General features: G+C 43.6%; 33 protein-coding genes, 1 tRNA gene and 5 pseudogenes. 23 read left to right on the top strand and 16 right to left on the bottom strand.

The genetic code is table 11. The features are described from left to right. Window positions 1-188: 188 nt before the first annotated feature. The 20 genes and pseudogenes from HGT73_RS14855 to tssE all read left to right on the top strand — a co-directional run bounded on the left by HGT73_RS14855 (window position 189) and on the right by tssE (window position 11,980). Window positions 189-404, top strand: a pseudogene (locus HGT73_RS14855) (PAAR domain-containing protein). Window positions 405-721: 317 nt separating this feature from the next. Beyond that, entirely contained in the window at window positions 722-1,216 is a 495-nt protein-coding gene (locus tag HGT73_RS14955) for a DUF6402 family protein (protein ID WP_338111606.1), read from the top strand. Between the two features lie 65 nt (window positions 1,217-1,281). After that, window positions 1,282-1,587, top strand: coding sequence for a DUF6402 family protein (locus HGT73_RS14945; protein WP_338111607.1), 306 nt, complete (start codon window positions 1,282-1,284; stop codon window positions 1,585-1,587). Next, window positions 1,584-1,946, top strand: coding sequence for a DUF6201 family protein (locus HGT73_RS15075; protein ID WP_407073154.1), 363 nt, complete (start codon window positions 1,584-1,586; stop codon window positions 1,944-1,946). Before HGT73_RS14945 ends, HGT73_RS15075 begins: the two co-directional genes overlap by 4 nt. A 74-nt stretch (window positions 1,947-2,020) precedes the next feature. Then, a pseudogene (locus HGT73_RS10100) lies at window positions 2,021-2,368 on the top strand (hypothetical protein). A gap of 376 nt (window positions 2,369-2,744) precedes the next feature. Continuing rightward, window positions 2,745-3,743: a hypothetical protein gene (locus tag HGT73_RS10090; protein WP_244968524.1), complete on the top strand. Its 999-nt coding sequence runs from the start codon at window positions 2,745-2,747 to the stop codon at window positions 3,741-3,743. 56 nt (window positions 3,744-3,799) lie between these two features. Then, window positions 3,800-3,946 (top strand): PAAR domain-containing protein, encoded by a 147-nt coding sequence (locus HGT73_RS10085; protein ID WP_214214396.1) that lies wholly within the window; start codon window positions 3,800-3,802, stop codon window positions 3,944-3,946. Next, window positions 3,930-4,256 (top strand): hypothetical protein, encoded by a 327-nt coding sequence (locus HGT73_RS14850; RefSeq protein ID WP_244968523.1) that lies wholly within the window; start codon window positions 3,930-3,932, stop codon window positions 4,254-4,256. Before HGT73_RS10085 ends, HGT73_RS14850 begins: the two co-directional genes overlap by 17 nt. Before the next feature lie 165 nt (window positions 4,257-4,421). Continuing rightward, window positions 4,422-4,636 (top strand): annotated as a pseudogene (locus HGT73_RS15070) (N-acetylmuramidase domain-containing protein). A 211-nt stretch (window positions 4,637-4,847) separates the two neighbouring features. Next, window positions 4,848-5,147 (top strand): hypothetical protein, encoded by a 300-nt coding sequence (locus HGT73_RS10075; RefSeq protein ID WP_244968522.1) that lies wholly within the window; start codon window positions 4,848-4,850, stop codon window positions 5,145-5,147. Window positions 5,148-5,280: 133 nt separating this feature from the next. Next, complete coding sequence (locus tag HGT73_RS10070; protein WP_244968521.1) at window positions 5,281-5,970, top strand: hypothetical protein; 690 nt, start codon at window positions 5,281-5,283, stop codon at window positions 5,968-5,970. Between the two features lie 628 nt (window positions 5,971-6,598). Then, window positions 6,599-6,841: a hypothetical protein gene (locus tag HGT73_RS10060; protein ID WP_241609551.1), complete on the top strand. Its 243-nt coding sequence runs from the start codon at window positions 6,599-6,601 to the stop codon at window positions 6,839-6,841. Between the two features lie 695 nt (window positions 6,842-7,536). After that, entirely contained in the window at window positions 7,537-7,794 is a 258-nt protein-coding gene (locus HGT73_RS10055; RefSeq protein WP_214214391.1) for a PAAR domain-containing protein, read from the top strand. Window positions 7,795-7,796: 2 nt separating this feature from the next. Continuing rightward, the gene (locus HGT73_RS14840; RefSeq protein WP_244968520.1) at window positions 7,797-8,372 is read left to right on the top strand and encodes a hypothetical protein; all 576 of its coding nucleotides are present in this window, start codon (window positions 7,797-7,799) and stop codon (window positions 8,370-8,372) included. Continuing rightward, entirely contained in the window at window positions 8,311-8,811 is a 501-nt protein-coding gene (locus tag HGT73_RS14835) for a hypothetical protein (RefSeq protein WP_241609549.1), read from the top strand. Before HGT73_RS14840 ends, HGT73_RS14835 begins: the two co-directional genes overlap by 62 nt. A gap of 28 nt (window positions 8,812-8,839) precedes the next feature. Further along, window positions 8,840-9,163, top strand: a complete 324-nt coding sequence (locus tag HGT73_RS10045; RefSeq protein WP_244968519.1) for a hypothetical protein — start codon at window positions 8,840-8,842, stop codon at window positions 9,161-9,163. A 94-nt stretch (window positions 9,164-9,257) separates the two neighbouring features. Next, on the top strand, window positions 9,258-9,755 hold the full coding sequence (locus HGT73_RS10040; protein WP_241609547.1) for a hypothetical protein: 498 nt from the start codon (window positions 9,258-9,260) through the stop codon (window positions 9,753-9,755). Further along, entirely contained in the window at window positions 9,752-10,729 is a 978-nt protein-coding gene (locus tag HGT73_RS10035; RefSeq protein WP_244968518.1) for an Imm72 family immunity protein, read from the top strand. The genes HGT73_RS10040 and HGT73_RS10035 overlap by 4 nt, the downstream gene beginning before the upstream one ends. Before the next feature lie 396 nt (window positions 10,730-11,125). Continuing rightward, window positions 11,126-11,431 carry a hypothetical protein gene (locus HGT73_RS10030; RefSeq protein ID WP_214214389.1) on the top strand — a complete coding sequence of 102 codons (306 nt, stop codon included), beginning with the start codon at window positions 11,126-11,128 and terminating at the stop codon, window positions 11,429-11,431. A 99-nt stretch (window positions 11,432-11,530) separates the two neighbouring features. Then, window positions 11,531-11,980, top strand: a pseudogene (gene tssE / locus HGT73_RS10025) (type VI secretion system baseplate subunit TssE). Between the two features lie 470 nt (window positions 11,981-12,450). Here tssE and HGT73_RS10020 read toward each other — a convergent pair. The 9 genes and pseudogenes from HGT73_RS10020 to HGT73_RS09985 form a co-directional block, all read right to left on the bottom strand. Further along, window positions 12,451-12,666, bottom strand: coding sequence for a hypothetical protein (locus HGT73_RS10020; RefSeq protein ID WP_214214388.1), 216 nt, complete (start codon window positions 12,664-12,666; stop codon window positions 12,451-12,453). A gap of 453 nt (window positions 12,667-13,119) precedes the next feature. Continuing rightward, a complete protein-coding gene (locus tag HGT73_RS10015) occupies window positions 13,120-13,584 on the bottom strand; it encodes a DUF943 family protein (RefSeq protein WP_214214387.1) in 465 nt (154 codons plus the stop codon). After that, window positions 13,574-14,329: a YPO3983 family protein gene (locus tag HGT73_RS10010; RefSeq protein ID WP_214214386.1), complete on the bottom strand. Its 756-nt coding sequence runs from the start codon at window positions 14,327-14,329 to the stop codon at window positions 13,574-13,576. The genes HGT73_RS10015 and HGT73_RS10010 overlap by 11 nt, the downstream gene beginning before the upstream one ends. 136 nt (window positions 14,330-14,465) lie before the next feature. Beyond that, window positions 14,466-15,029 (bottom strand): hypothetical protein, encoded by a 564-nt coding sequence (locus HGT73_RS10005; protein ID WP_214214384.1) that lies wholly within the window; start codon window positions 15,027-15,029, stop codon window positions 14,466-14,468. A gap of 23 nt (window positions 15,030-15,052) precedes the next feature. Beyond that, a pseudogene (locus HGT73_RS14830) lies at window positions 15,053-15,157 on the bottom strand (Arm DNA-binding domain-containing protein); the annotation flags it as partial. Window positions 15,158-15,319: 162 nt separating this feature from the next. After that, window positions 15,320-15,391, bottom strand: a tRNA-Arg gene (locus tag HGT73_RS10000). Between the two features lie 183 nt (window positions 15,392-15,574). Continuing rightward, window positions 15,575-15,712 carry a DUF2256 domain-containing protein gene (locus HGT73_RS09995; protein ID WP_214214382.1) on the bottom strand — a complete coding sequence of 46 codons (138 nt, stop codon included), beginning with the start codon at window positions 15,710-15,712 and terminating at the stop codon, window positions 15,575-15,577. Window positions 15,713-15,867: 155 nt separating this feature from the next. Beyond that, the gene (locus tag HGT73_RS09990; RefSeq protein WP_214214380.1) at window positions 15,868-16,371 is read right to left on the bottom strand and encodes a GNAT family N-acetyltransferase; all 504 of its coding nucleotides are present in this window, start codon (window positions 16,369-16,371) and stop codon (window positions 15,868-15,870) included. 99 nt (window positions 16,372-16,470) lie between these two features. Then, window positions 16,471-17,325 (bottom strand): SDR family oxidoreductase, encoded by an 855-nt coding sequence (locus HGT73_RS09985; protein ID WP_214214378.1) that lies wholly within the window; start codon window positions 17,323-17,325, stop codon window positions 16,471-16,473. 210 nt (window positions 17,326-17,535) lie between these two features. On the opposite strand from HGT73_RS09985, the gene ahr reads away from it, so the two are divergent. Then, window positions 17,536-18,552 carry an NADPH-dependent aldehyde reductase Ahr gene (gene ahr, locus HGT73_RS09980; RefSeq protein ID WP_214214376.1) on the top strand — a complete coding sequence of 339 codons (1,017 nt, stop codon included), beginning with the start codon at window positions 17,536-17,538 and terminating at the stop codon, window positions 18,550-18,552. A 174-nt stretch (window positions 18,553-18,726) separates the two neighbouring features. Further along, entirely contained in the window at window positions 18,727-19,155 is a 429-nt protein-coding gene (locus HGT73_RS09975) for a GNAT family N-acetyltransferase (RefSeq protein ID WP_214214374.1), read from the top strand. Between the two features lie 186 nt (window positions 19,156-19,341). Here the strand turns inward: HGT73_RS09975 and HGT73_RS09970 are convergent, their stop codons facing one another. The 6 genes from HGT73_RS09970 to HGT73_RS09945 all read right to left on the bottom strand — a co-directional run bounded on the left by HGT73_RS09970 (window position 19,342) and on the right by HGT73_RS09945 (window position 23,908). Next, window positions 19,342-19,500 (bottom strand): DUF2474 family protein, encoded by a 159-nt coding sequence (locus tag HGT73_RS09970; protein WP_214214365.1) that lies wholly within the window; start codon window positions 19,498-19,500, stop codon window positions 19,342-19,344. A gap of 7 nt (window positions 19,501-19,507) precedes the next feature. Further along, entirely contained in the window at window positions 19,508-20,515 is a 1,008-nt protein-coding gene (gene cydB, locus HGT73_RS09965) for a cytochrome d ubiquinol oxidase subunit II (protein WP_214214363.1), read from the bottom strand. Between the two features lies 1 nt (window position 20,516). Continuing rightward, complete coding sequence (locus tag HGT73_RS09960) at window positions 20,517-21,941, bottom strand: cytochrome ubiquinol oxidase subunit I (protein WP_214214356.1); 1,425 nt, start codon at window positions 21,939-21,941, stop codon at window positions 20,517-20,519. Window positions 21,942-22,237: 296 nt separating this feature from the next. Continuing rightward, window positions 22,238-22,528 (bottom strand): lipoprotein, encoded by a 291-nt coding sequence (locus HGT73_RS09955; RefSeq protein ID WP_214214353.1) that lies wholly within the window; start codon window positions 22,526-22,528, stop codon window positions 22,238-22,240. A gap of 112 nt (window positions 22,529-22,640) precedes the next feature. Then, window positions 22,641-23,351: a hypothetical protein gene (locus tag HGT73_RS09950; RefSeq protein ID WP_214214351.1), complete on the bottom strand. Its 711-nt coding sequence runs from the start codon at window positions 23,349-23,351 to the stop codon at window positions 22,641-22,643. A gap of 89 nt (window positions 23,352-23,440) precedes the next feature. Next, a complete protein-coding gene (locus HGT73_RS09945; protein WP_214214349.1) occupies window positions 23,441-23,908 on the bottom strand; it encodes a universal stress protein in 468 nt (155 codons plus the stop codon). 275 nt (window positions 23,909-24,183) lie between these two features. Between HGT73_RS09945 and ypdK the strand changes: the two genes are divergently transcribed. Continuing rightward, window positions 24,184-24,258, top strand: a complete 75-nt coding sequence (ypdK, locus tag HGT73_RS15065; protein WP_214214428.1) for a membrane protein YpdK — start codon at window positions 24,184-24,186, stop codon at window positions 24,256-24,258. Window positions 24,259-24,293: 35 nt separating this feature from the next. On the opposite strand, the gene glk is transcribed toward ypdK, so the two are convergent. Further along, entirely contained in the window at window positions 24,294-25,259 is a 966-nt protein-coding gene (gene glk / locus HGT73_RS09935; protein WP_214214347.1) for a glucokinase, read from the bottom strand. Window positions 25,260-25,334 lie beyond the last annotated feature (75 nt).

Here is a 25,334-nt window from a genome sequence, read left to right as displayed (position 1 = left end):
ATTCTCTGATAGAAAATCATTTTACACTCTACCTGATAAATAAAAATAAAAGTTCATTTGATTAAAATGGGATAGTTTCTCATTTATTGATAATTCTGAGATTTTTTATAAGCCTAATAACAAGCTAAGCAGCGAAAAAAGTAAAGTATATTGGGTTAAAGCGAAGTGGTTATTATCTGCATAAGGTTATTAACATTAATCGCCGAGTAAAAATTGGAGCTCAAATGCTAAAAATTATTCGTAAAGGGGATAAAGTCTCCTGCCCTGAGCATAGAGATACCACTATTTATTAGGGTAGCCCACACTATCTTGATGAAGATGGGATCCCTATTTCGTTTGAAGGTCATAAATGCAGCTGTGACTGTACGCTAATAAGCTCCTTTTCTATGGCAGATGTTAACTAAATATGCCGTTTTATCTGGATGAAATCCCTGAAGCTCAAGACAATTTTTCCCGTCCAACAATATTACGTTGGGTGATTCTTCTGATTGCCATCATTGTTGTGGGCATGGCGCTGACGGCATAGCAATGGTCCGGAAATCACCGCAGGGTTTCATTATGGGTAACAGCCCTAGGCTTGCCTTTTATCATTTGGGGTAAGCACCACAACGGGTGTGATCCAGACAACTACTGACTCTTCACTGACTCGCTCAGTGAATACTGATGCCGCAGAGCCAGTTGCTCTGGATTATGTTTTTCAAATTAGAGCAGGGACACGATAATGGTTCAGGCAACGACAGCAACGACAGATGAGAAAGAAAAGCAGGAAAAAAAGGTTGAGGTTAATTTTTTCCATATCGACATGATCCCGGATGCCATGGATAAAATGAAATGGCCTGTAGCTGCAAAGCTAATGAGGCATTGGTTTAATACAAAACCAGCATTGGTTTTTACCTTAAAGACCAAAGATCAATATCAGCATGGCAAGGCGCAGGCTATTCCTGATGGAGTAGTTAATTGTGATATTGTCAAAATGGCTTGGGCCATTCAGTTTGAACAAGTAATTAAAGGAATCGAATCCTTAAGCAGCACGTGGGATAGCCCAAAAGGTAGGGAGTTACTAAAAAAAAGACTATCCCCAAAAGATGATTATCTAAAAAAGAACGTATCAATTGGTTACACTGATAATATCAGGAAACTGGAAGATACAGCACAAGTCAATGTAACATTAATAGGAAAAAAACAGACACTATTAATGAGTGGTATGGAGCTATAGGAAATATCAACTTAAAGGTCTGCATTCGTGGGAATACTGAAATACGTAAGGAAGGTGTATTTTAAATTGTTGAATCGGTTGGCTATTATTTAAAAGATACTTACGATTTTATTGATAATGGATATCCTGAACCTTTAGGCATTTGGAGTAAAGACCGAACTCTCAGCAAGGCAGAATCATCTGTATATCTATCATCTTATTTGTCAGGCTTTTGGGGGCTTCTATTCCGAAAATTTTCAGGGTTTGTTCCTGTATTTAATGAATATTTCCGAAAATGGCAGAAAAAGCATAACTCTGGAGGGGACTACATCGTTTTCTCCGACGTATACTGGACTGAGCCATTACCTAACAAAAAGGTAATAAAGTTATGAGGCTGAAAGCGTTAATTATTGTCGCCATCCTATTTATAATATGGTTTTTTTTACCATCAACATTATTCGTGAGTGATCGTGATGAGGTTTTCTCACATATCAGTCCTGATAAGAAATTTACAGCCGTAGTGTATAGAACAAAAATCATATCACCGTATTCATTTTACAAGCTCCTACAAAACGAAAATTACTATTTTATTCTCTACGATAAAAATCACTGCATTATATTTAAACCCTCTATTTTTTATGGTACCTCAAACCTAGGCGCTTCTGATAGCATTGAATATATTTACAACGAAAAACATTATCTCTTTTATCCGGGAAAAAATGGTTACGAGTCCTTTGAGTTAAATAAATAGCCTTTGAGCTGGGGGATAGTGGCGAAGTTAGGAGTTCTGGAAACTCCACTAGCGACATTTTACTGATTGTTCGTCTGGCAATAACTGCCTGGGAGGCGTTGACAGCCGTCCACGATGCTGTAGCCGTCGGCACGCTGGCACATCTGCCGGATATGACCAAAATCTTACAAGGCATGCCGGGCACCGCGCATCAGTTACTGAAGACGTTTTCCTAGGTGTCACTCAAATATGAGCCGCACCTGAAAAGCATCAACGTTGTCCTGCTCGACCAGCATACTCCCGGCGAGCTGCGCTATGCCATTGATACTGAACTCAAGGGGATTGGCCTGGTGCGCTATGGCACTGAGTTTATGCCGGAGGGGCCGGTTCTGTTGAGACATCTAAAGCAGCAGCAATATTTCGATGGTACAACCCGTCCGTGACGGCCGAAAAACGTCATGTCAGTAAAATCATAATTCCTGAGAATGAGGCAGCTTCAGGAGCAGATGACTATATGGCTGGAGGATACCGGACCAGTATTTAACTAAAAAGCAGCAGCACTTTCTTTTTAATGCTGTGTATGATCATTTATACAATGTAACCTGAAATCGGTGGTATGAGCTATTTTAATAAATATGACCCCGTGCCAGCTGATACACCAAAAAGAAGAGAGAGAGCGTTCAAGAACGGCAATACAGCACAAGGTGACTGTTTTAAATACCGAGGCCGTGGTTGTGTGCATCTAACATGGAAAAATAATTATAAGAAAGCTCAAGATAAGTTTGGTGTAAATTTTGTTGACTCCCCTGATTGCATCATATGCGAAGCGATTTGAAGAAATTTTGGAACAAACTTCATCAGCACCTAAAGGATTTTGATATAAAAAAAACCAGTGCATTTATTGTTGGCTTCTTTTTTTGTAGCACAAGTGTATCATTTGCAGACAATGATACAGGTTCTAAATTATCTTACGATAAAGGTTTGCAGCAAATAAAGTCAGATGATGGTCGGTCATTTCTTAATTTTGAAGAGCGGGATGAAGGGAATACAGCGTATTATTTTGACTACTTTGGAGGAAACTCTGCTGTTGTGCATGATAGTGATTCTTTAGACTCTTACTCTGTGTTCTCAGTAATCGAACGAGATAATATTAACTTTAGAATTAACTGCGTTTATGCGGAGTTTAAAAGCGGCAACAATGGAATTGTGTCCAAAGAGGGGCTTTGTGGATTAGATAAGGAAATTGATAATAAATCATCTATTTCAGGGGGCGAAGGCGACGATTTTATCAATGGAATCATTAATCACAATAATAAAATCCAGACATCGTACTTTATGAATGACACGGTTAAATACTTGCCAATAATCTTATTTCAGAATAAAAAGAGATATGTATATAAGTTATATGAAAGCAAAAGAGACTTAGAAAATGGGAACTATAAAATAATTTCTTGTGAAAATAATAGCGGAGCTTGTGAGCTATATGGAAGTGATACCTGGGTGGTAATTCAGAATGCGCCAAATCCATCTATAGACTTTGATGTCTTGAAGATTTCAAATGGCAAGTCTACTTTTGAGAAAGCTAATGCTAAAAAAGTAGATTTGGTTGCTGATGGGCATTCATCCTTTGAAGTTAAATCCTCAAAAGCTTATTTTGTGTCATCGACTGGGAAGAAGATGAAATCTTATTTGGTCAAGGGTGATAAAATAACCCTCTTAAACATCGGTAAGAATGGGTGTTTGATTGAATATACTAATACTAAGAATAAAATTATTGATGGATACATTTCTTGTCAGGACTTGAATCTTTTTAACTAATCTTTCTTTAGATACTAACGATTGAAATTGCTGATTTGTTGAGAATAGGTGTGAATATGCAAGGAATAATCAGGCTCGGTGATAAAACTACTCACGGTGGTGCAGTGCTATCCTGTTCAACAACCATACAGCAAGAATGGTTGTTGAACAGGACAGTGAATGGTTCGGTGGCAGCAGCCATCATCGATGGAAAACGTTTTTAAAACAGTTAGCCCCCCCCTGTGTATCAGCTATGTCAGACAATGGTTTGACGATATGGAATGGATGAACAAGGTGGACGAATTCAGTAGCGGTACGCCTGTCTGGCATATACATCCGGTGGTGTTTTTAAGTTCAATCAATGCCCTTAGTCTTCCAAAAACGCCAGTTAATGGTGAATTGGTGTCGTTGGATTTCGTTAATTTTTATAATGGCGAGGTTATTGATGAACCAGATTACAAATTGGCGGCAAATAAATTGAGATGCGAAGTTGCTGCAATAAAAGCTGTAGCTAATACTGAGAGAGGCAGTTAAGGCAGTTATTTTAAATTTAAGAGTCATGATGATTATGTTCCAGCAATTTTGTTTGAAAGGCATCATTTCCATAAATATACAAATGGCAGTTTTTATTCTCAATCGGATATTTGAAATAAAAATGCAGGTGCGTAAGGTAAAAATTCAGAGCAATGTCTAAAAAACTTGAAAGCGTATGCGCTTGATAAGCGTTCAGCGTTAATGGCAACATCGTGGGGCAAGTTTCAAATCCTTGCTTCAAACTATAAGCAGCAGGTTATTCATCGCCAGAAGAGTTTGTTAAGTTGATTTCAGAGTCAGAAAAAAATCAATTGGCAGCTTTCGTTAATTTCATCAATTCTGATTCTGTACTTTTGAATGCAATTAGAAATAAGGATTAGCTGTCTTTTGCTTTGAGATATAATGGGCCGAGGCAGAAAGGATACGATTCAAGAATGAGGAATAATTATGAAAAGAGTAAATAGCATCTTGTTGATAAGTGGATTGCTATCCTTGTCTTCGTTCGCATTGGGTGCTGAGAATTACTTTTCATGTTCAACATCGAAGGGTGAACTATCCTTACAGTCTAATACCGATCAGTTGGTATATGAGATGAAAAATGCTAATGGCAAGGTATTTTCATCTTCATCTCCCGCTTATAGTGATTTTTTATATAATCATTACTCGCGGTATCAAACTGACTATATAAATGTAGCGTTTACTAAAGATAACTTCAAATATACTGTATTTAGTAATTACGAAGATGGGGAGAGCACTAAAGGAGTTACTGTCACCAATATGAAAAATAACAGAGAATATACTTATAATTGTAAGGGTGAAGGTGTGGATAAACTTTCTGATTTAATTAGTAAGCTTCAATGTGATAAAGGAAGCTCTCTTGGGTGCCAATAACAACAAATGTCTTGATTAATACTCATTGAAATTCTTCCTAGAATGAAAGTCTGTTGTCTCGGTGACAAAAGCGCCACCGTAGTGAAGTCCTGTTCTGTTTTGTAACTTACACGGTGTGGAGAAAAGTGCTTTTGTGCACATTGAAGTGCTCAGCACCGACAGCCGGATGGTCGATTTCCTGAGCAATAAGGCACAGGTAAAGAAAGATATTCACAAAATTATGCCGCAGCACAAATGTCATCCGTTCACCAATAGCAGCGGTAAGCGCTGGTTTGATATCGGAGACGGTGCCTGGATAAGCGAAGACGATGTCGAAGCGGATATCGGGCAGTACGACCTGGATAAACTGGGCTTTAAAGCGTTTGAAGAGCAGCCCACATCCGATATGACGAAATCCCTGCATGAAGGGTGGATTAAAAACGGATTTAACAGAATGGCGGAGTGGGTACGCCCTAAACGCGGTATCCGGGAAAAACAGGTATCGGACTACTACAAAGCCCCGCTGAGAAAAATGGACAGTGATAACAGCGGTGACCTTTCCGGCGAAGAACTACGTCACGCGGTGAATTACGCAGAGCTGGATGTCAGGGACATTGCAGCACGGATGGTGGTCAAACATGACAGTGAATGGTTAGGTGGCAGCAGCCATCATCGATGGAGAACGTTTTTAATACAGTTAGACCCCCTGTGTATCAGCTATGTCAGACAATGGTTTGACGACATGGAATGGATGAGCAAGGTGGAAGGATTCAGCAGTGATGAGCCTGTCTGGCATATGCATCCGGTGGTGTTTTTGGATGCAATCAACACAGGTGTGGAGTAAGAAGTTACTGTTGAGCTAATCGAATAATTGTTAGGGCACAAAAATCCTTGGTTTGCTGGCAAAAGGGGCGGGAAGGTATTTTCGACCTATTTCAAAAATAATTATCCTAATGTTTATGAATTTGATAAGCAAAGTTTTGTGAGCGAATTTAATGAGCAATTAATTACATATGGTATTACTGGCGCTTTTCATAAAGCACATTTCCTTTCCCAATATTTGCATGAGTCTGCACACTTTGACACAACACTAGAGTTTGTGTTCTAGACATAATTATAATCCAGGGGAGCATAAAAATGCCATTAAGAATGGAAATACAGTTATTGGTGACGGCCCTCGTTATAAAGGCAGAGGACTCATTCAGTTAACATGGAAGAATAACTATCGACGTTTCTCTAGTTATTCTGGCATTGATTGTGTCGCAAACTCTGAGTTAATCGCTTCGGTGATGAGTAATGCAATTAAAAAGGAATGGGGGTTAGAGTAATGTTACTTAAGAAAATAATAACACTTACCGCTTTAAGTTTAATCAGGGCAGCCCTGGACACTGCTGTTTTCTGATTTTTTCGCTAATTGTCAGCAGGTTAAGCGAGTTTATTATAAAGACGGTATACGAAGTCAGCAGGAGCTGATGTCAGAAGGTGATGATTTATCAACAAGGAAGCCTTTAAATGGTGTTGTTGTAGTTCAAAAAATTTCTTTGTATTCACAACCCAATGAGCAAGCTAAAATAAAGGCATATTTAGTTAAGGGTGATGAGTTTAAACTTTCTGATATGTCCGATGATGGTTCGTTTTATCAAATTGAATATACAACATCATCTGGGAAACAGCTGTCGTATTGGATAAGGTCTGAGAGTTTTGAACTGAAGTGAATTATTGTGTTTGTTGTTGCGCTATTTGTAGTATTGCAAGTATGTCATGCGCTGCCAGCACGGTTACGAATTCAAAACAGGGACTGCATTTTCCAGTATATATGAGAAATGCTTGTTGGATAAAACAAATATGTGGATCGAATACCTCAAAAAATTCAACTGAATTGTTATGGGTTGAGTATGGGGTTTTATAGTATTAACAACTTTCTATTGCTCTTTCTATTAACGTCAACATTAATTTATGTTTGGAGTGATAACCCCAGTATAATGGCCCAAGTTCCATTCAAAGAACATACATTTAATAATGCTTTTTCAGAACCCTTCTAACAAAATAATTGATATGTTTAGTGACTCTGATTCTCCCGATGAGACTATGAATTTAGTTATTACATGGAACCCTTTTAAAAAAATATAAAATAAGGACTGTCACATTTTATTTAATTATTATAGCGCCAGGTGATAATGTAAGTGTTAATTATAATTTCAATACCCAGAGCTCGTGCTACGATGAGGTGACTAGACAATAAAATCTCCGGCAAGATTGAATGACTCGATAAAAGTAAAATTTATCTCAATAAAAAAGAATATCAAATAAAAACGATACTACAAAGAATTGACGTTCTGATAGTCGAGGGTTTCAGATAACCATCAGAATATATATCTATCAACGGAAATCACTAATTTAAAGGATTAATATGCAAGGGATAATTCGTCTTGGTGATAAAACCACTCACGGTGGTGCAGTGCTATCCTGTTCCACAACCATGTCTTTTGGCGATATCGGCGTGGCCCGTAAAGGTGACTGTGTTTCCTGCCCGGAACATGGCGATGCAACTATCATCGAAGGTAACCCAAATTATCGCGATCGGGGGGTCCCTGTGGCCTTCCACGGTCACAAGTGTGGTTGCGGTTGTACGCTTATCAGCTCACTACCTAATGCTCTGGTGGGGTAAACATGCCGGTTGAACTTGAGCGCATCCCCGCGCAGGAGAATCCCCCTCCTCAACCACGTTTCAAACGCTGGCTGCTCCTAGGACTTGTGATGCTACTAACAGGGGCTGCGGCCACATTCCTGTTATGGGAGGACGAGCACTCAGGCGTCGCGTTCTGGGGGCTAGCAACAGGGTTACCTGTCGTGTTGTGGGGGCTGCTGGTTGTCGGACGCTCTCTTGGCTACGCACTTCTCCGTGGGCGTTGTGAAAGAAAAAATGCCACGACTACCGCCCGTTACCGCGCAGACGTTGTGCTCGGTCAACGTTTTACCTGGCTTATCGGTGAAGTATTGATTAACGGGCTAGTGTCTGCCAGTCCAGCGACGCACAAGGCTGTGTTAGCTAGAAAACCGCTGATGATGCCCTGTGAGCCCATTAATGGGGGCTATCCGGTTCGTCACCGCGCGCTGGCGGCCACCGGAGAAATGGCTGACCGGGAGGCGCATTATCTTCAGGAGATAATCGCCCACGTCCAGAGTGCGTATTCGCGATCTAACGGGACTGGAACTTCTCGACTACTGGCTGGACTGCCATTATGACCGTGCTGCTGCCTTACTTGTAGTCAGCGCTCAGCTTTACGAACACCCGCCAGAGGACAGTGGTGAAGCCATTTCCGTGTTACTGCTGACCAACTGCCGTCTGAAGGATATCCCGGACGTGTCAGTCAAAATTCACCGGCCGCAGATTTGTCGCGATGGTAACCTGAATCTGGCATTTGAACGCGTAATGATGTGGTCAGGGCTTGATAAAATTAGTCTAAATCGGGCTTGGACCAGCGGTGGCCAGATGGCCTCCGGCGATATCTTCAGCAAGGCCCGCGAAACATATGCTCCTGGCCTTAAGGCTGACAAAATCATTCATATTGATACGGTTGTCGGGTTTGCGGGCATTGCTGCTCCCTGGCATAAACTTGAAAACGACAGCCTACAAGTGCATGCCCGTAAAATCGGCTTCCACTGGCAAGCAGTGCTTCACTAGGAGCTGCTCGGTCTCAGTACTCGAAGGAATGGCTTATACACGTAAAGCTAGCCGACTGGATACGGAAAGTGGGGTGTCAAAGATCCCGGATGTTCCGTGGCTAGCTGCTCCTCTGAAAGACCGTAATGACGCACTGATACAGTACCTCTACCACGATGATGCACCGGTGATTGGTGCACCGTTTACCGCGACACTGGCGGACGGTTACGTACCGGGAATCTCGATGGAGCCGGGTATCTGCATCTCGATAATGTACCGGACGGCCCGATCACTGTTGAGATGGGCCCTGGTATGCGAAGTTATTTACGAAAATCCAACACGGATAATCAGCAGTTTATCAGTTTCTCAGTGAGTGAGTCCGATATTGACTTTTTGGCAACGACACTGCGCTGACAACAGCGCCTGGTGGCTCCTGGGCGGCGGGAGGATTCTGGGGTTATCAGAAAGTGCCTAACAGTGCGGAAGAGTGGCGGCAGCTCTCAGCGGTACTGGATGAGTGGAACGGCAACGGTTTTCTGGTGGTATTACATCTGCCGGAAGACCTTGCTATGCGGATGCCGGGGACTAATGCTTGGTACGGTAAAATAGCTGAACAGTTCGGACAAAAGAGAACCAACCAGTACCTTGAAGGTGGCGGCGAGCAGGTGATAATTAATCTGGATGAAATGCTGAAAGCAGAGCTTAACCGCATCGGTGAGCAGGTAAAAGCCACCGGGCAATCTGCCAGCGTCGAGATAAACGGGGTAAAAGCGGAGTTTTATCCTACCGGCTGGAAAGATGTGGAAGGCGTACACGGTTATAACAAACCTGAGGGTATTGACCCACCCTATGCCACCTATACACGAAAGCTGCATGACGATGAACTGCGCAGCAAGATAAAAGAGAGAACAATAATTAACGCTGCCCGTGTGGAGCACCAGACAACAAAAGGAGGTGAACAATGATGAGCATCGAAAAAACAAAATACCCGATGAGCGATGAGCAGGTACGTCGCAAGCTATTCTGGCTGTTACAGCGCCTGAGCAGCTACAGTCTGTGGCAGCGCAAACGGGATGCCTGGGCCTGTTTTACCCAACAATATGAACAGGCACTGAAAACCTGGCCGGAGGAAATCACCAAGGGATTTGATAAAGAGGTTATTATCTGGGCATACGATGCACTGCGTCTTTATGATGAAGGATTGCCTGAACTGGCGATGGGCAACCGACAGGTATGGCAGTTTAAAACCGGTGAATTCGATCAACTTTTCCGGCCGGTGAGTTTAGTTAATTCATTTTTTTATTTACCATGCCATGAGCGGGGTGGGCAAGAAATAGCTTATCCGCCAAAAATAGAAAAACTGAATAAACTGAAAATTGCTGCAGAATACCGGGGCGATAATCTGCTATATCCACCTCAAAACAGTGTATGTAATTTTTTTGATGCTGAATATTTACTGAAGCCTGAAAACTATCACCATACCCTGAAAACGTTACCTTACCCGGTATTCCCCCAAAACCTTCCCCCCGTTCCTGAACGTAGCGATATTATTATTGAGACTGACGACCTGGTGCCCTGTGACGGCATCTGGGAGCCGGTAAAGATTTTGTACAACCATAAGTTTCTGGTGATTAAAGACGGCATCCGTGGTTTAAAAAACCTCGGGGCTTACAACTATTTTATTCGCGGTACGACTGCTCCCCGGCAAGTTTATTACGACGTATTGATGGAAAGTGATACGGAGATGCTTATTACCGATGACCCCATTGATTACCGCTATGTTGACTGGCGTCTGGTCTGGGAAGATACGCGCTACTGTGATGGCGTTATCCCGGATGAGTCAGAGTATTTTCTGGATGATGTACTGGGTGAGCGGATTACCTGCCAGACTGGCAGGACAATGATCCACCCTGACCGGGGGACACCAGCAATTTATTGATGTTCCGGCAGATGCATTGATGCCGGAGGCGATAAAATATCAGCGTGATATGCCCACCAATATTTACTCCTCATCCACCTGCGCCAATCCGTGGACCTAAGCCTCGAAGCCGTGGCTGAGCTCAGCGAAGGAGCTATCAACAATATCGCCGCCAGCTGGCGTGCACTATCAGAAAAGCTGCAGAAAAAGTTCAGTCAGCCCGAGTCGATATGCTGCGGTTTCATGGACGGATAAACAACTTCGGGCTGCATGACTTAAAATCCAGAAAGCCACCAATATGACGCTGGAGATGCTGAAACAGATCGACTGGGTGTAGGCACTGACGAATGTGGCCATAACTGCTTGGGAGGCGTCGGCACGCTGGCAACCCAATAAGGAACGATAATGGAACTAAACATGAATTATATCGAAAAGAGGTTGCCAGAAGCGCCTGTTAATTACAAGGACGGCAGCCAGGCAGTGAATCTTGACCTGATAATCACCGTATTTTTTAAAGAGGGTTATACAACTGAGGTTCGTCATAACATGGTTGCGTGTGTGGATCGTTACTACGCTGAGTGTAAGTCTCAACTTAAAACACTCACCCCTAAATGGGTATCTATTACAGACAAAGACTACCCAAAAAATCGACAGGAATATCTGAACCTAACAGAACAAGAAACTGATTCGTGGTACATGGCGGCAGATTATGCCGGAGTTTGAAGATAAACAGGGTCAGATTCACCCGGCCCGTTGGTCGCTGCTGGAAAGAGATAATGATGGCAGCGTATTTGCTGTGACGCCTAGGGAAAGGAACTAATCATGCCACGCAATTCGCCCTCATTATACGAGATGCTTTACGGTAATTTTGTTGGCGGCCTCGATCTTCATCAGGTCAATGAACAAAACCAGATGATTTTATCTGTGCTCGACAACATGCAGCGGATCCTTAACTGCCGCGTCGGCACGCTGGCACATCTGCCGGACTATGGCCTGCCGGATATGACCAAAATCTTACAAGGCATGCCGGGCACCGCACATCAGTTATTGAAGACATTTTCCTAGGTGTTACTCAAATATGAGCCGCGCCTGAAAAGCATCAACGTCACCCTGCTCGACCAGCATACTCCCGGCGAGCTGCGCTATGCCATTGATGCTGAACTCAGGGGGATTGGCCTGGTGCGCTATGGCACTGAGTTTATGCCGGAGGGGCGGGTTCTGTTGAGACATTTAAAGCAGCAGCAATATCTCGATGCTACAACACGTCTGTGACGGCCAGAGAGCATCATGTCAGTATCATAATTCCTTAGAATGAGGCAACTTCAGGAGTCGATGAGTATATAGCTGGAGGATACCGGACTGATTGTGCAACCATTCACAACATCCGTCACGGAGAGGTGGGTATGGTGTCCCTGCAGGAATCGTCCTTTTCTGTAGGTCGATGAAATCAAGAGTAATTTAATTGAATTATGATTTTGGTGCCCCTTTTTATGCCCCCTAATGTTTTTTGCCCCTGTATTATGTTCGATGCTAAACCGAACTTCAAACACAGAACCAATTCAATCTCTACGTTTTGCTACGCTTTTTTGCACCTCAACATTTCTCAACAATTTTACGTTCATCGCCCCTCTGTCACAGATAGCGATATACACCTTATAAAATTTAAGATTCCATTATATACGTAGACTCAAAAAAACCTGTTTCACCTGTTTTTCTGTTTCAGTACCCTTCTAAGGCTTGGTCTATCTGAAACTTGCTGAAAAAAGCATGATGTACGCGCCGTACTGCCAGCCTGTAGTTTTTGCCACATTCCAGCGGGTCGAATCGCCGTGCAGTTGCAGATAATCCCCCAGCACTGCCCGGACACGGGTTTTTGTCGTCACGTTCAGCCCACCCGTTTTCATACGCCGCCAGCCATCGCGTTCGCCAATGTCACAGAGCGGGATCGCCTCTGTCACTTTGCGCCCGTTACACGCCCATGAAAGGGTCAGGTATTCCTCTGAGCCGTCTGTACCCCGCCCAATCACATCGAGGGGGGGAACACATCCACACGGCGGGTTCTTCAATCTCTCCGGTCTGTTTGTTAACTTTCGGCGTGACGTGATAAAGGCCGTTGGTTCTGGCCTCTATCCGTGGTTGCAGACGGGCAGCAGCGCGTTTAGTCGCTTCGTTCTCCCAGCCCATCGCCTGCGAATCTGCAAAAATTCCCCGATAGCTGGAGCGCTCGGCGACGAAGGTTTCCCATTTTTCTTCGGCGTAGTTCTCTCTGTATGCTGGAGAACGGGTGCTATATTCCAGCCATAACGCTTTTGCATCGTCCTCGTATTCAGTGCCTTTCAGCGAAGCCAGGCGAATACCGCAAGCCGGGTAGGGGCGATGGTTTTATTGCTGTCTCTACGCGAGGGGAAAACCTAATCTGACTTATTTTTTACCCTCTTACCGCTGTCATTTATACGATATGTTCCGCTATCTAAAATGAAATAAAGCCCGGTATTCTTACTGTTGTTCACCATAATGAGCGAATTTTTATCAATGCAATTTATTGGTGGTTTCATATCATCAAAACAGAGTCTGTCATACCCATCAGTTTCTTTATATCCATCACCAAAATACCAAAAAATGATGGTAAAAAAACCATCTTGGGCAGGTTTGGGGATGTTATACATGTCCTTGAGCATTTTCTTGTTTTTCAACCACCAATTGATTCTCCCTTGTTCGGTTAATGGGAAATTTTTCACCAAAACATCGCTATAGTTACGTCTTTGGTGAACGGCTATGATCTCCACGGGGCGCAACGATAACCAGAGGAAGTAACTCAGCAGGGCGCAAATAACCAGTAATAACGCACAAATAATTTTTTTATTTTTAGATTTCATAACGGCCCCCGGTAATCTCTACAGTGGCTTCCATAATATCGTCACTGTCGAGGCCAAAGTGATCCTGTACTTTGTAATGCACCACTGCCCGGTATCGGTCATTTTCAATATGCAGTGATTTAATAGTGATATGCGTTGCCCAGGTATCATGAACAGTGATCCCCATCCCGTTAAAGTTATCTTGGAATCTGTCAAACTTTGGTAATTTACCACTTAGCACTGCATCTCTTAATCTGTCTCGGTTTTCTACTGGAAAATGCTTGCTTTCCCAGTCTATGTTTGTTCTAAAGGCTTTCGATAACAAAATGCGTGTACTGTTTCTCTCCGAAATATCTCTAACTATCTGCTCTTTCAATGCCCTGTCCAGCGACATATCCCTGAAAGGTGTACCGTTGCCGTTCTGCATGTGAGTGATCATCTTTTCGATCAGGTGACTGTACGGCCCGTAAAGAGAAAATTTACGGGATAATGAGCGGAATTCATCAAAAAGCATTGTGGCACACTGCTGGCGGGTAATCTTTTCACCCTGGCCGCGCAGATTGCAGCAGAACATGGACTGAGGACGATCCATTGAGGAACGCCGGGTAAGCGTCCAGGGATCAACCCGGTCAGAAATATAATCCAGTCGGTAATGGGATTTTAACTGTGCTTCGGTCAGATCCCCGCAGCGCATATCACTGGCGCTGTAATCGTCCATCCATTTTTGAGTTTTGAATAAAGTACAGGGGAGCTGTAGTGCGGCCATCGTGATACATTCCTTGTGTTATCGTCCGTGGAGGTCTTCACAGGGAATAATACGCACTGGTGGGTTGAAGTGTAAACGTTGTACAGCCTCTGCCCATAATTTTTTGCAGATTCCGGGCAGGGGGATAGTGGACGCTTTATGCTCTCAGACCATCATCAAAATGCCAAGTGGCATCTTTCAAATTGCCGGGGATCTCCTGCGCTATACCTTTCGCATCGGTGGCCTGCGTCTGGATCTCGATATTGTCAATCCGCACGTCTGTACGCTGCGAAACCTGCCGGTTCGCTACTTCGTCCTCGCCCATACCGAACCAGCGTTTTACCTTCTGCCACGCTTTGCCGATTTCGCCAAAGCCTTTCAGGGCGATACCCACCACTTTATCAATCAGCTTTTCCAGTCCGTTCCACAGTTCGGTTATTTCTTTGCCTGCGCTGGTGAGGAAATCAAAAATCGTATTGCCAGCACCCTCCCACAATAGAGAATCCAGCAGCCCTTTGATTTCGCCTTTCAGGTTTTCAAGGAATTGCAGCGGATCGGTAAACAGCATTACAAACGCATCCCATAGCGCTGTTACTTCCTCTTTCGACGCCTGGAGGAATTTATTCAGTTCGGGGAATTTCTGCGCCAGTCGCCCGGTTACCATCTCTGCTAGTACCGGGAGTAACTTACGCGCCACTTTGAACTGGGTTAACACGTCCATATTGGTGGTACGGTACTGTTGGCCTTTTTTCCTGAAGCAGGTATGTATAGATAAAGTCCGTCAGAGTCTAGCAGTCGACAGGGCTTATCTTTTGGCTTGGCTGCCTCTATCTGTTTGACCGTCAGCATGGGTAAAAAATCTCAGGTAAATTATTTTACCCAACTTTTACCCAAAATAGAGTGCGGCTATCAATGGACATTGATGGAGGTCAGTGGAAAGTTAATTTTGATTTAATCAGGGTTGGCGGGAATCCTGTGGAGGTAGGCGGAGGTCGGTGGAAGCGTGAAAAGTGTCCCCTGCAGGAATCGAACCTGCAATTAGCCCTTAGGAGGGGCTCGTTATATCCGTTTAACTAAGGAGACATTGCGCGGTAGTGTTTCACCTTGTTTCGATGATACCGCATTTACTGGCTTATTATCAATGACTTCTCAGTTTAATGTCCTGGATTTGCTTCGCTTTGGTGCCGCTTCGTTTGCTTGCCTCTATGTACAGATTGTGTACCGAATAAAAAAGGGTATGTAGCTGGAAATACTAGTAGTGTGCGTCTAATTGCCCAATGACTTGCGTCGACAACGTTCTGAGCACTTTTTTACTTCATCCCAACAATTCTCCCATTTTTTTCTCCACGTAAAAGGACGCCCACAAACAGTACAAATTTTAGTCGGAAGTTGACTTTTTTTCACTAACGCCTCCGGTTATACCGTGAGATTGCAATACACGATGAGAAAATAGATGATAAGTAGTACGTAAATAAACTCGGCCAAAATAAAACAATAAGGGGAAATAGCCTGAATTATCAAGATAGCGACAAACAAGATGGGAGAGTAAGATACGACACTCAGAAATATTCACTCACAAGTTTCGACATAACGATTATGTCCTGATAACGACCATCTTTAAATGCCGCTTGTCGAAGTGTCCCCTCCACGACAAACCCCAATTTTTGATAGAGGGAAATAGCTGGAAGGTTATCGCTAAAAACCCGTAGCTCAACACGTTGTGCTGCCAACCAGTTGAATGCGTAATCGAGCGCAAAATCAATTAATTGTTGTGCTATCCCACGTCGCGTATAACTGGCATCAACCGCAACACCAAACGAGACATTATGTCTTACCCGGATAACTTTTTCGGTAAAGAGAGTGATATTGCCAACCACCACTTCCCCAATCACCGCAACGAAACCAATATGGCCAATATTGGGATAATTAAGGATTCGTTCTTCCCAAAGCTGCGTAGAAGGATAAGGAAGTTGTAACGTATTCTGCTGGACGTCGGGTTGACTATAGATTTCAGCCAACCGCGAAGCGTCGTATCGGGTTACCGGACGAATTATTACACTCATTAAGAGTCCTCTGTCCAAAATAATATCTATAACAGAGCCTTAAATATCGCGCAACAATACTATTGATCCCATCAGCTATGACTAAATTTTCCCCACCCGTTATCGGCCATTAGGGGTTTCAGGATCGATCTCATAGGCTTTCTGTACCAATGGGTGCCGCGAGGCTTTTTCTGTCACCTGACGAGACCAAACCTCATTCATTTGTTGCTGCGTACCCTCAATAATTTCTTCTGGCACAACATTACGATATTGAGTGATTTCACCGCTGACTACCCGAGCAATCACCTCTGAAACCTGATAGGGATGAAACTGCTCATGCGGAAATGCAATTTCTTGGTAATCAAAAACAGTATCTAACTTGTCTTCTGGCCACCAATGCGTCCAAGATTCAAACATACGGTCATTAAAACCGGTTAATATCGGACCAGGGTTGACCGTTGCGACTTGAACACCAAATTCTTGAAGCTCAGTATTCAATGCCTCAGCAAAACCTTCTAGCGCGTGCTTAGAGGCAGAATAAGCGCCTGCGAAAGGATCGGTGGTAATTCCTGCTACCGATGAGATAAAAACGATTTTACCCTGTTTTTTCTCGATAAACTGACGAGCGAAAAGCTGTGTCAACAGAATGGTACCAAATACGTTGACTTCAAATTGTCGGCGTAACTTGTCTTCCGGCAAATCAACAACTGCCCCGCCTTCTGAAATACCCGCATTGTTAATCAACACATCGATCGACCATTGTGCGGCGCGTAGCCGGTCATTCTCATCAGTGATATCTAATTTTTCAACCTGCAGGGTTAGCCCCAATGCATGCGCTTCATTCTTAAGAGTTTGAACTTGAGCAATAATTTCCGTCGTAGCAATGACGTCAAAACCTTTCTTCGCTAAAAGGAAGGCAGTTTCTCGACCAAATCCACTGCCGGCACCGGTAATTAACACCGTCTTCTTGCTCATAACTCCTCCTGAAATACTCTGACTAAAGAATAGACTTCGCCGCATTCGTCACGACAAAATTTAAAAATATCCTTTAAGGCTAGTGTAGCGTCCGATATTACGCAACTTGCCGCACAAAGTGGCTTTGTCGACTACACTTTTCTAATGGCAGAATAGCTGCCCTATTATTCTGATTAATATTTGTTATCCATCACCAAAATGGGAAAAGAGATGAAGATCAAAAGTTATGCTGCTCCTGCTGCCGGCAAACCGTTAGAACTCTACGAATATGAGGCAGCCCCCTTGGGTGAAGAAGAAGTTGAAGTAACTGTAGATTACTGTGGGGTTTGTCACTCTGATCTCTCAATGATCGACAATGAATGGGGGATCTCCAGCTATCCTCTCATTGCTGGTCATGAAGTCTCTGGACGTGTTTCAGCTCTCGGCGCAAACGCCAAGAACAAGGGACTGAAAATTGGGCAAATGGTTGGTATCGGTTGGACAGCAAAAAGCTGCCAACACTGCGACGCTTGTATCCGTGGTAACCATTCCAACTGTGCCGCAGGCACAACACCGACCATTATGAATCGTGGGGGTTTTGCTCAAAAGATGCGTGCCGACTGGCAGTGGGTAATCCCACTGCCAGAATCCTTAGATCCGACTGTAGCAGGGCCTCTACTTTGTGGCGGGATCACCGTTTTTAAACCCCTGCTCATGAGCCAAATCAATGCTATGAGCCGCGTTGCGGTTATCGGTATTGGAGGCTTAGGGCATCTTGCCATAAAATTACTTAAAGCCCTCGGGGCTGAAGTAGTGGCCTTTAGCTCTAACCCCAGTAAGAAGCAATCGATTCTCGATTTGGGGGCCGACGAAGTGGTCAATAGCCGTGATGCGGAAGCATTAAAAGCACAAGCTGGGCGTTTTGACCTGATCGTGAGTACCGTTGCGGTGGATCTTGATTGGAAACCTTACTTCGATGCGCTCGCGCCTGAAGGTAAATTCCACACTGTCGGCGCCGTAATGAAACCGATTCAAGTTGCCGCTTTCGATTTGATCGCCGGCGATAAATCAATTGGTGGTTCGTCAACAGGTTCTCCAGGTGAATTACGCACGCTGCTGCAGTTAGCCGCACGCAAAAACATCACACCGAAGATTGAAACCTTCCCGATGTCTAAGGTTAACGATGCACTGGACCATGTCCGTCAGGGGAAAGCAAATTTCCGTGTCGTATTGAAAGCCGATTTCTAACTATCGCGATGAGAGGGGAAACCCTCTCGTTTTTCCCAATCGCTCACCTCGATGATCACACCTACGCTTTATTCAAGAAATTCAGTGGTTCAGCACATAAGTTACTTGAATTTTCTTGCAGTTATGTCCACATTAGCCTGTGTGTCTTTAACTCTTTGCTTGTGGTAGATAACTGTGAAAATTGAGCCGATTACTCTTGAACAATGCCTAGATCTCCGCCAACACGTGTTGTGGCCAGATCGTCCTCGTGAATCATTACGCCTAGAAGAAGATGATAAGGATACTGCCCGCCATTTCGGCTTATTCGTTCAGGATAAATTGATTAGCTGTGTATCGTTGTTTATGTCTAACGATGATTGTTGGGTTATTCGTAAGTTTGCCACTTTAGAGGAGTACCAATCCCGTGGTTATGGTACCCAACTATTACAACAGACATTAGCTATCGTTGACCAAGCGGGTATAAAAAAAGTAAGTTTAGACAGCCGCCGTACCGCCATACGCTTTTACCAAAAGTCTGGCTTTCAAATCTGCAGTGAGCCTTTCATTAAAGACGGTATTGAATTTGTCAAAATGCAACGTTACACCGATTTAAGTTTGCAATAATATTCACTACACCGTTCTTAACAAGTCTTGGCATCTCTGTCAGGACTTGAGTCTACTGACCGTCTGCTATGAGTTACCTACCATTCAAACAGCGCCGTTGTAACTGTTAACTTGAATATAAAAACCCCGTAGTCACTGAACGGCAACTACGGGGTTTATTCGTTATAGTCGAGCCAATGGGCCTTTTTAACGCGTCATTCCTGCACTGTACATCAATAACCAGATAATCCCTGCCAGCACGCCGAGTGCAGCTACACTGCCTAACCACAGCAATAACAGCCAACGCCATTGCGCTATTTTACCAGAGGGCGAATTGCCCTCTGATTGAGGATGTTTCTCTTTCATTGACAACTCAGTGGTATCCTTCATCTTCAGAGATTTTTCCACGGAAAACGTAGTAGCTCCAGAAGGTATACATCAAGATAACTGGAATAACCAGTAAACCACCGATTAGCATAAAGCCTTGGCTTTGCGGCGGTGAAGCTGCCTGCCAAATCGTGACTGAAGGTGGAATAATATTTGGCCATACGCTAATTCCAAGACCAGTAAAGCCAAGGAAAATGATGCATAACGTCAGCAAGAAAGGAGCATAATCAGCACGACGTTTAACCGCACGCAGAATGCCTATCCCAGACAGAATTACTAACACCGGTACCGGTAAGAACCAGTAAAGATTCGGCAAGGTAAACCAACGATCTGAGATAGCCAGATGCGAGACAGGTGTCCAAGCACTAATTACCGCAATAACAATTAACAGAGCAATAATTAATGGTTTAGTTATCTGGGACATTTTGTCATGTAGATCGTGTTGCGTCTTCATGATCAACCAAGTGCTTCCTAACAGTGCATAGGCTAATAACAAGCCAACACCACAGAATAGCGGGAATGGCGATAGCCATCCCATGGTATCACCGCTGAAAACACGCCCGGTAACTGGAATACCATCGAGAATAGTACCGACTGAAACACCTTGCATAAAGGTCGCTAAGAAGGAACCACCAATAAAGGCTTTATCCCAGAAAGCACGGTGATGTTCGGTAGCTTTAAAACGGAATTCAAACGCTACGCCACGGAAAATCAGGCCAAACAACATCAGCGTAATAGGAATCGATAACGCATCAGCGATCACGGAGTAAGCCAGTGGGAATGCACCGTATAATGCCGCACCACCAAGAATTAGCCACGTTTCGTTGCCATCCCAAACTGGGGCGACAGTGTTAACCATCATGTCTCGTTCAGTTGGGTTTTTGATAAATGGGAAGATAATACCAATCCCAAGATCGAAACCGTCCATCACGATATACATCAGAATGGCAAAGATAATGATGGTGAACCAAATAATAGAGAGATCGATACCCATTTTATTCTTTCCCCTCAGGTTTCTTCTTAGAGGCATCTACAGCAGACAACGGACGAGATGGCGTATGGTGTTGACCTGGACCACCGTGGATCTCTTCCTTACCCTCACCTTCTACTGGGCCTTTCTTAATTAAGCGAATCAGGTATACGTAACCTATGCCAAATACCGATGCATAAATAACAATAAACGCGATAAGGCTAAAAGTCATTTGTAGCGCACTATGCGGTGATACAGCGTCACGAGTGCGTAATACACCATAAACGACCCAAGGTTGACGACCAATTTCAGTTGTAAACCATCCTGCTACCATCGCCAGCAAACCTGATGGTCCCATTAATAAGGTAAACCAGAGGAATGGACGTGAATCATACAGACGTTTTTTGTAGCGTAACCAAAGACTGGTAACCCCTAAGAGGATCATCAGCATTCCCAGCCCCGCCATCACACGGAATGACCAAAACACGATGGTTGAATTAGGACGATCTTCTTTCGGGAAAGTCTTAAGCGCTGGAACTTGCTTCTCTAAGCTATGCGTTAAGATGAGGCTTCCCAAATAAGGGATTTCAACCGCATATTTTGTTTTTTCCTGTTCCATATCAGGTATGCCAAACAAAATAAGCGGTGTAGCTTCTCCAGGGGGGTTTTCCCAGTGTCCTTCAATCGCAGCAATTTTAGCCGGTTGGTGCTCAAGGGTGTTCAGCCCATGCGCATCGCCTAGAAATGCTTGAATAGGAGAAACAATTAATGCCATCCATAATGACATAGAGAGCATTTTTTTAACTGCAGGCGTTTTATTACCACGCAGTAAATGCCATGCCGCAGAGGCACCGACGAAAAACGCCGTTGCTAAGAATGCTGCGGTACTCATATGTAATAAGCGGAAAGGGAAAGAAGGGTTGAAAATGATTTGCATCCAACTTTCTGGAACCACTACACCGTTTTGGATGCTGTAACCCTGTGGGGTTTGCATCCAGCTATTTGATGCTAAAATCCAGAAGGTTGAAAGGATAGTCCCTAAAGCGACCATACAGGTTGCAAAAAAGTGTAACCCCCGTCCAACACGGTTCCAACCAAAAAGCATGACGCCTAAGAATCCAGCTTCAAGGAAGAAAGCGGTCAAGACTTCATAAGTCAGCATTGGCCCAGTAATACTTCCTGCGAATTGGGAAAATCCACTCCAGTTTGTCCCAAATTCGTAGGCCATGACCAGACCCGACACAACCCCCATACCAAAGTTAACCGCGAAAGCTTTTACCCAGAAATGGTATAAGTCACGATAGGTTTCGTTTTTCGTTTTTAACCACAGACCTTCTAGCACTGCGAGGAAACTCGCTAGCCCGATCGTGATCGCTGGAAACAAAATATGGAAAGATACAGTAAACGCAAACTGTAATCTTGCCAGATGAAATGCATCAAGCCCGAACATTGCCACCCCTTACATTACAATTAAAAGATAATTAACGAAATTACTTAACAAATAATAACTTCATTTAACACGTTGATTTATATCAAACTATTTTACGCTTATCATTTCGTATGAACAGAATTAATAATGATTATTTAAGAATTTTTACTTAAGTAAATAGGTAATATAGATAAGTGGTAAAAAGGAGGTAATGGGCATGTAATTAGAAATACGGGTAAGATCATTAAAGGAGGTTAAATTGTTTATAAATTGTAAAAAAGATCAACATATAGCCAGCAAATTGCTGGCTAATAATACTAATTTTTTATTTTGTAGTTACATTGGAACCAACGTGTTTTGTATCCAGATAGTACTCCCGCTTCTTCCGGTAACGCTTCAACTTTATCGAATCCTTCTTGCGAGCAGCGTTTTTGTAGGTAAGCATTTAAGGCTGCATGATCAAGCTGAGTCGGCTGGTAACGGAATTGGTAACTATGCGCAATAGGATCATGTCCTATTTGGCTAAACCCACCGGGTTGTTGTTTCGCACATCCGGTTAATAAAGACCATGAAGTCAAAACGATTAATAAAGCGATAATTCTTTTCAACGTCTTCACTCTCCACTCAGAACGCTATCTACGGCCACTATAACCGAGCCGCTTTATGGTTTTCACGTTTATTTATAAATTATCTTAATTATCAGTCAATTCTGATGAATCGCTAGCCAACGACCATCTGTCGAATAAGGTTCGCCGCTGCCGGCTTAGGTAATTTGAGGATAGTGCGATAAAGGTCAATAGACATAATGCATAATTTCTGATGATCCGTTGCAAGATCTTCAGATTGATTAAGTTGTTGGAGCTGATTTCCCCATTGTGGATAGAGTTCGCTGACAACCTGGCTTAAGCTAGCGTGAGCAGCCGCAACATCTCGCGGATATTCGTGGCCAAGACTATGCGTAAATAACGCTTCTAGCGCCTGTTGATCCGCATCATTCATTTCAGGACTTAATAACACACCAATATTCACCCCTCCTGACACCTGCGGGTAGAGGAATCGAAAACAACTCTCTGCTGAAATGTTATTCAAGGCTTGCATTTGCTGCACTGCTACGGCGATATAATTCGTCACTGTCGTGTCATCGGCTTTCACAATGCGTAAATTCACCAGCGCGGTTAACTGCCCCCTTACCTCACCCACTGCTTTTTGAAAAGAAGCATCTTCAGCGAAAGAGCGTCGAAATGTCTCACTCAGGTCATGCCACAGTTCTGGATCTTGCTGCTTAATAAGTCGATAACCTGGGAGATGAGTAAAGCGCTCATAAGCCTGTTGCTCAACAGCTTGATGAGGTTTATACGTAGCTGCATAGAAGCCATAACCTACTGCGAAAAGCGCAATAAGTACGATAAAAGTAAGGGGAACTTTACGCACGAATAGTATCCATTAGAACTCAAAAATACGCAGAAATACCGGGACAAAATAAGCGCCCTTGATGAGCATTAGCAATATGTGTAAATCTCTTACTCTGCGACATGGCTTAAATCAATTAATACTGGGCAACTGGCCGTTTCCAGAACAGCCGCACTGACAGAACCACGGAGAAAACGGTTAAAGGGTGAAAGATGTCGGCGTCCCATAATAATCATCGATGCAGATAATTGGTTTGCCTGATCAACGATATATCGAGCGGCATCTCCTCTACAAACCTTTCCACGGGCAGGAATACCGGCCTGTTGAAAAGGCACTAATGCTGCCCTAACCGCCATTTCTGCACAATTTAACAGATCTTTACGTTGCAGCGTATGGTGTGAATTTTCATCAATCGCACAATCGATGGTCATCACTTCCCCTTCAACATCGTCTTCGGCCTCGATACAACAAATAATCACCACCGATGCCTTGCGACTCTGCGCTTCGTCGAGGGTAAGTTGACCAATACTTGAAGAGAGTGTATTTCGATGATCAATCGCCATTAATAATGTATTCATTGCATCATCCATTGATTAGTACAACCTTCACTTTACTGTTTTTTTTTGTCATGACTCAAGTCATTTCTCTTTCAACGAGGTAGTTTATTGCGTTGTTTTGTAACAGTAGATATAACATTACCAATGTTAATTTTAAGTAATTAAATGTATCTTAATGCGTTAAATAGACGTACATTATGCCAGGTCAATATCGTGATACGGATCACCGAGTAATATCGACTGACAAGCAGTAAACAAGGTATTCAGCACTATATAAAGATAATTGAGGATATCTGATGAAGTATGCACTAATGGGAATTTCGTTTTTTTTTGCGTTATGGCTAGGGACTTTCATTCTACTTCTTAAATAGGTAAACAGGGCTTCAGCCCTGTTTAACATATTCTATTACAGCACAGTACCTAATGTTTGGCGCAAATGCGCGCCTGCACCGAGCAAGCCTGGCTGCTCATGCGTAATCATATAGACCGGGATATCTTTTACATAATCGCGGAAGCGGCCTTTATCTTCAAAGGCTGCACGAAAACCTGATGCTTTAAAGAAATCGAGGAAACGTGGGACTATCCCACCGGCAATATAGACGCCGCCGAAGGTACCGAGTGTTAAAGCTAAATTGCCACCAAAACGCCCCATGATGACGCAGAAAAGTGACAAGGCGCGACGGCAATCCGTACAACTATCCTCTAATGCACGTTCGCTAACTTCACGAGGTTTTAAATCTTCAGGTTCACGATTATCTGCTTTAACGATTCCGCGATAAAGATTAACTAATCCCGCACCAGATAGAACCCGTTCTGCAGAGACATGTCCCATTTCTTCGCGTAAGACTTCAAGAATTTGGTCTTCTTCTTCACTATTCGGTGCGAAATCAACGTGACCGCCTTCGCCGGATAAGGGAACCCAACGCTTATCGACGTGAACAAGATGGCTGACACCCAATCCGGTTCCTGCTCCATATATTGCGATCGGTTTGTCCGCAACAGGCTCATCACCGCCAAACTTTAATACGTCTCTTTCCCCTAACATAGGGATAGCCATTGAAACTGCCGTGAAGTCATTAATAACTTCAAAGTGCTCAAAATTGAGATTGTCTTTCATCGCTTGAATTGAAAATGCCCAATGATGATTGGTCATCGCAATAAGATCACCTTTAACAGGGCAAGCTATCGCGATGCAGGCATCAACAACTTGAACATGTTGCTGTGTTAAATAGTGGCGGATAACTGCTTCAAGACTTGGATAGTCTGATGTCGGAAAAGTATCAATCTGCGATATTGACCCGTTAGCCACCTCACAAAGAGCTAACCGTGCGTTGGTGCCACCCACATCGCCGACTAATGCATATTTAGTCATTATTTTAATGCTCCACTCGGGATAGTTCATACCTGATAGCGATACTATCTAGGCTAAGTTTGGAGTCAGACACCA

This window comes from Rosenbergiella australiborealis (assembly GCF_018494035.1).
Taxonomy (GTDB): domain Bacteria; phylum Pseudomonadota; class Gammaproteobacteria; order Enterobacterales; family Enterobacteriaceae; genus Rosenbergiella; species Rosenbergiella australiborealis.
This window is presented reverse-complemented; position numbering and strand designations above follow the sequence as displayed.

Coding starts and splice junctions, on each gene's coding strand:
- HGT73_RS09960 (WP_214214356.1), bottom strand. CDS start 21,941: ATGTTCGGGCTTGATGCATTTCATCTGGCAAGATTACAGTTTGCGTTT.
- HGT73_RS10035 (WP_244968518.1), top strand. CDS start 9,752: ATGATGAGCATCGAAAAAACAAAATACCCGATGAGCGATGAGCAGGTA.
- HGT73_RS09985 (WP_214214378.1), bottom strand. CDS start 17,325: ATGAGCAAGAAGACGGTGTTAATTACCGGTGCCGGCAGTGGATTTGGT.
- HGT73_RS10015 (WP_214214387.1), bottom strand. CDS start 13,584: ATGAAATCTAAAAATAAAAAAATTATTTGTGCGTTATTACTGGTTATT.
- ahr (WP_214214376.1), top strand. CDS start 17,536: ATGAAGATCAAAAGTTATGCTGCTCCTGCTGCCGGCAAACCGTTAGAA.
- HGT73_RS10010 (WP_214214386.1), bottom strand. CDS start 14,329: ATGGCCGCACTACAGCTCCCCTGTACTTTATTCAAAACTCAAAAATGG.
- HGT73_RS10045 (WP_244968519.1), top strand. CDS start 8,840: ATGGCTTATACACGTAAAGCTAGCCGACTGGATACGGAAAGTGGGGTG.
- HGT73_RS09970 (WP_214214365.1), bottom strand. CDS start 19,500: ATGAAAGAGAAACATCCTCAATCAGAGGGCAATTCGCCCTCTGGTAAA.
- HGT73_RS10090 (WP_244968524.1), top strand. CDS start 2,745: ATGCGAAGCGATTTGAAGAAATTTTGGAACAAACTTCATCAGCACCTA.
- HGT73_RS10005 (WP_214214384.1), bottom strand. CDS start 15,029: ATGGACGTGTTAACCCAGTTCAAAGTGGCGCGTAAGTTACTCCCGGTA.
- HGT73_RS10030 (WP_214214389.1), top strand. CDS start 11,126: ATGAATTATATCGAAAAGAGGTTGCCAGAAGCGCCTGTTAATTACAAG.
- HGT73_RS09945 (WP_214214349.1), bottom strand. CDS start 23,908: ATGAATACATTATTAATGGCGATTGATCATCGAAATACACTCTCTTCA.
- HGT73_RS10085 (WP_214214396.1), top strand. CDS start 3,800: ATGCAAGGAATAATCAGGCTCGGTGATAAAACTACTCACGGTGGTGCA.
- HGT73_RS10060 (WP_241609551.1), top strand. CDS start 6,599: ATGTCAGAAGGTGATGATTTATCAACAAGGAAGCCTTTAAATGGTGTT.
- HGT73_RS10075 (WP_244968522.1), top strand. CDS start 4,848: ATGAAAAATGCTAATGGCAAGGTATTTTCATCTTCATCTCCCGCTTAT.
- HGT73_RS14955 (WP_338111606.1), top strand. CDS start 722: ATGGTTCAGGCAACGACAGCAACGACAGATGAGAAAGAAAAGCAGGAA.
- HGT73_RS14840 (WP_244968520.1), top strand. CDS start 7,797: ATGCCGGTTGAACTTGAGCGCATCCCCGCGCAGGAGAATCCCCCTCCT.
- HGT73_RS14850 (WP_244968523.1), top strand. CDS start 3,930: ATGGAAAACGTTTTTAAAACAGTTAGCCCCCCCCTGTGTATCAGCTAT.
- HGT73_RS09990 (WP_214214380.1), bottom strand. CDS start 16,371: ATGAGTGTAATAATTCGTCCGGTAACCCGATACGACGCTTCGCGGTTG.
- cydB (WP_214214363.1), bottom strand. CDS start 20,515: ATGGGTATCGATCTCTCTATTATTTGGTTCACCATCATTATCTTTGCC.
- HGT73_RS10055 (WP_214214391.1), top strand. CDS start 7,537: ATGCAAGGGATAATTCGTCTTGGTGATAAAACCACTCACGGTGGTGCA.
- glk (WP_214214347.1), bottom strand. CDS start 25,259: ATGACTAAATATGCATTAGTCGGCGATGTGGGTGGCACCAACGCACGG.
- HGT73_RS15075 (WP_407073154.1), top strand. CDS start 1,584: ATGAGGCTGAAAGCGTTAATTATTGTCGCCATCCTATTTATAATATGG.